Below are 2948 nucleotides of genomic sequence, written 5' to 3'. Positions count from 1 at the left end.
GTTCACACCCTCAAAATTGAATGAAAAGAGAAGAGGCAGAACTCACAAATCAAACCGTAGTAAGGTCAAGTCCTCGACCTATTAGTACCGGTCAGCTAAATACATTACTGCACTTACACCTCCGGCCTATCAACCTTGTAGTCTTCAAGGGGTCTTACTCCATTGCTGGATGGGATATCTCATCTCAGGGGGGGCTTCACGCTTAGATGCCTTCAGCGTTTATCCCTTCCGCACTTAGCTACCCAGCCGTGCCACTGGCGTGACAACTGGTGCACCATTGGTGCGTCCATCCCGGTCCTCTCGTACTAAGGACAGCTCCCTTCAAATATCCTGCGCCCACGACAGATAGGGACCGAACTGTCTCGCGACGTTCTGAACCCAGCTCGCGTACCGCTTTAATTGGCGAACAGCCAAACCCTTGGGACCGAATACAGCCCCAGGATGCGATGAGCCGACATCGAGGTGCCAAACCTCCCCGTCGATGTGAACTCTTGGGGGAGATCAGCCTGTTATCCCCAGGGTAGCTTTTATCCGTTGAGCGACGGCATTTCCACTCACATACCGCCGGATCACTAACTCCAACTTTCGTTACTGCTCGAAATGTCTCTCTCGCAGTTAGGCTCGCTTCTGCGTTTGCACTCTATGCACGATTCCCGTCCGTGCTGAGCGAACCTTTGAACGCCTCCGTTACTCTTTTGGAGGCGACCGCCCCAGTCAAACTGCCCACCTGACAGTGTCCCCCACCCAGATTCATGGGTGCAGGTTAGAATTCCAGTATCACAAGAGTGGTATCCCAAAGGTGGCTCCGCCAAGACTGGCGTCCTGGTTTCCAAGCCTCCCACCTATTCTGTACATGCAATACCGAAATCCAGTATCAAGCTACAGTAAAGCTCCATGGGGTCTTTCCGTCTAGTCGCGGGTAACTGGCATCTTCACCAGTACTACAATTTCACCGGGCGGGTTGTTGAGACAGTGCCCAGATCGTTACACCATTCGTGCGGGTCAGAACTTACCTGACAAGGAATTTCGCTACCTTAGGACCGTTATAGTTACGGCCGCCGTTTACTGGGGCTTAAATTCAATGCTTCGGGTTGCCCCTAACATCTCCTCGTAACCTTCCAGCACCGGGCAGGTGTCAGCCCCTATACTTCATCTTTCGATTTAGCAGAGACCTGTGTTTTTGCTAAACAGTCGCCTGGGCCTATTCACTGCGACCACTCGCGTGGTACCCCTTCTCCCTAAGTTACAGGGTCAACTTGCCGAGTTCCTTAACAACCCTTCTCCCGCTGGCCTTAGGATTCTCTCCTCATCTACCTGTGTCGGTTTGCGGTACGGACACCTTACCAATACACCAGACTTTTCTCGCCTCTTGACATCGACTGCTTCCCTACTAAATTTCGGTCCCTTACGCCCATCTCAACCAACGGATGGGTCAGTCTATTCAAAAGTGTCCTCTGGCTTAACAGTTTCGGTGGCTACGGAATATCTACCGTATGTGCATCGGCTACGCCTTTCGGCCTCGTCTTAGCTTCCGGCTTACCTTGGGCGGACGAACCTTCCCCAAGAAACCTCAGATTTTCGGCCATTATGATTCTCACATAATTCTCGCTACTTATTCCGGCATTCTCACTCGTATCTCGTCCACATGTGCTCTCGCTCATGCTTCGCCCTACAATACGACGCTCCCCTACCCCTGTACATTGCTGTACAAGCCCAAGCTTCGGTTGCATGTTTAGCCCCGTTATATTTTCGGCGCAGGACCACTCGACCAGTGAGCTGTTACGCACTCTTTGAATGAGTGGCTGCTTCTAAGCCAACATCCTGGTTGTCTTCGCAATCCCACATCCTTCTACACTTAACATGCATTTGGGACCTTAGCTGTGGGTCTGGGCTGTTTCCCTTTTGACCACGAGACTTATCTCACGTAGTCTGACTGCCTGAAAACGATTATCCGGCATTCAGAGTTTGATAGGTTTTGGTAACCTTATCGGCCCCTAGACCATTCAGTGCTTTACCTCCGGTAATCTATTCAAACGCTAGCCCTAAAGCTATTTCGGGGAGAACCAGCTATCTCCGGGTTCGATTGGAATTTCTCCGCTACCCACACCTCATCGCCGGTCTTTTCAACGAACGTGCGTTCGGGCCTCCATAAGGTTTTACCCTTACTTCACCCTGGACATGGGTAGGTCACCCGGTTTCGGGTCTTATATCAGCAACTTTACGTGCTTTTCACACTCGCTTTCGCTTCGGCTCCAGACATGATGCCCTTAACCTTGCTGCTAACATAAACTCGCCGGACCGTTCTACAAAAAGTACCACATCGAGCTTTAACGCTCTCTGTGTGCTTGTAAACACAAGGTTTCAGGTTCTTTTCACTCCCCTCCCGGGGTTCTTTTCACCTTTCCCTCACGGTACTGCTTCACTATCGGTCACTGAGTAGTATTTTGGCTTGGAGGGTGGTCCCCCCGGCTTCCCACCGGATTCCACGTGCCCGGCGGTACTCTGGATTCAGCTATCTTTCCTCTAACTTTCGCCTACAGGTCTCTCACCTTCTACGGCCTGCCTTCCCATGCAGTTCGGCTAGTTTCAGTCCGAATGTCGCTGTCCGCAACCCCGGAGGTATTGCTACCTCCGGTTTGGCCTCTTCCGCGTTCGCTCGCCACTACTAGCGGAATCTCTTTTGATTACTTTTCCTCGCCCTACTTAGATGTTTCAGTTCAGGCGGTTCCCTACATACGCCTATGGATTCAACGCATGTTACCACGGCATGTCCCGTGGTAGGTTTCCCCATTCGGAAATCTCCGGATCAATGCTCATTTGCAGCTCCCCGAAGCTTATCGCAGCTTGTCGCGTCCTTCATCGGCTCTCAGTGCCAAGGCATTCCCCTTGTGCTCTTTGTAACTTGACCATTTTTCGGTTCTCTTTATGTGAGTCCTCATAAAGTTCAT

The 2948-nt window shown here is 51.5% G+C and carries 1 rRNA gene; it reads right to left on the bottom strand.

Annotation, left to right across the window (positions count from 1 at the left end):
* Window positions 1-61: 61 nt before the first annotated feature.
* Window positions 62-2908: ribosomal RNA gene (locus tag H8695_RS11515) — 23S ribosomal RNA — on the bottom strand.
* Window positions 2909-2948: the final 40 nt, after the last annotated feature.

It is taken from the genome of Feifania hominis (genome assembly GCF_014384765.1).
Lineage (GTDB): Bacteria > Bacillota > Clostridia > Oscillospirales > Feifaniaceae > Feifania > Feifania hominis.
This window is presented reverse-complemented; position numbering and strand designations above follow the sequence as displayed.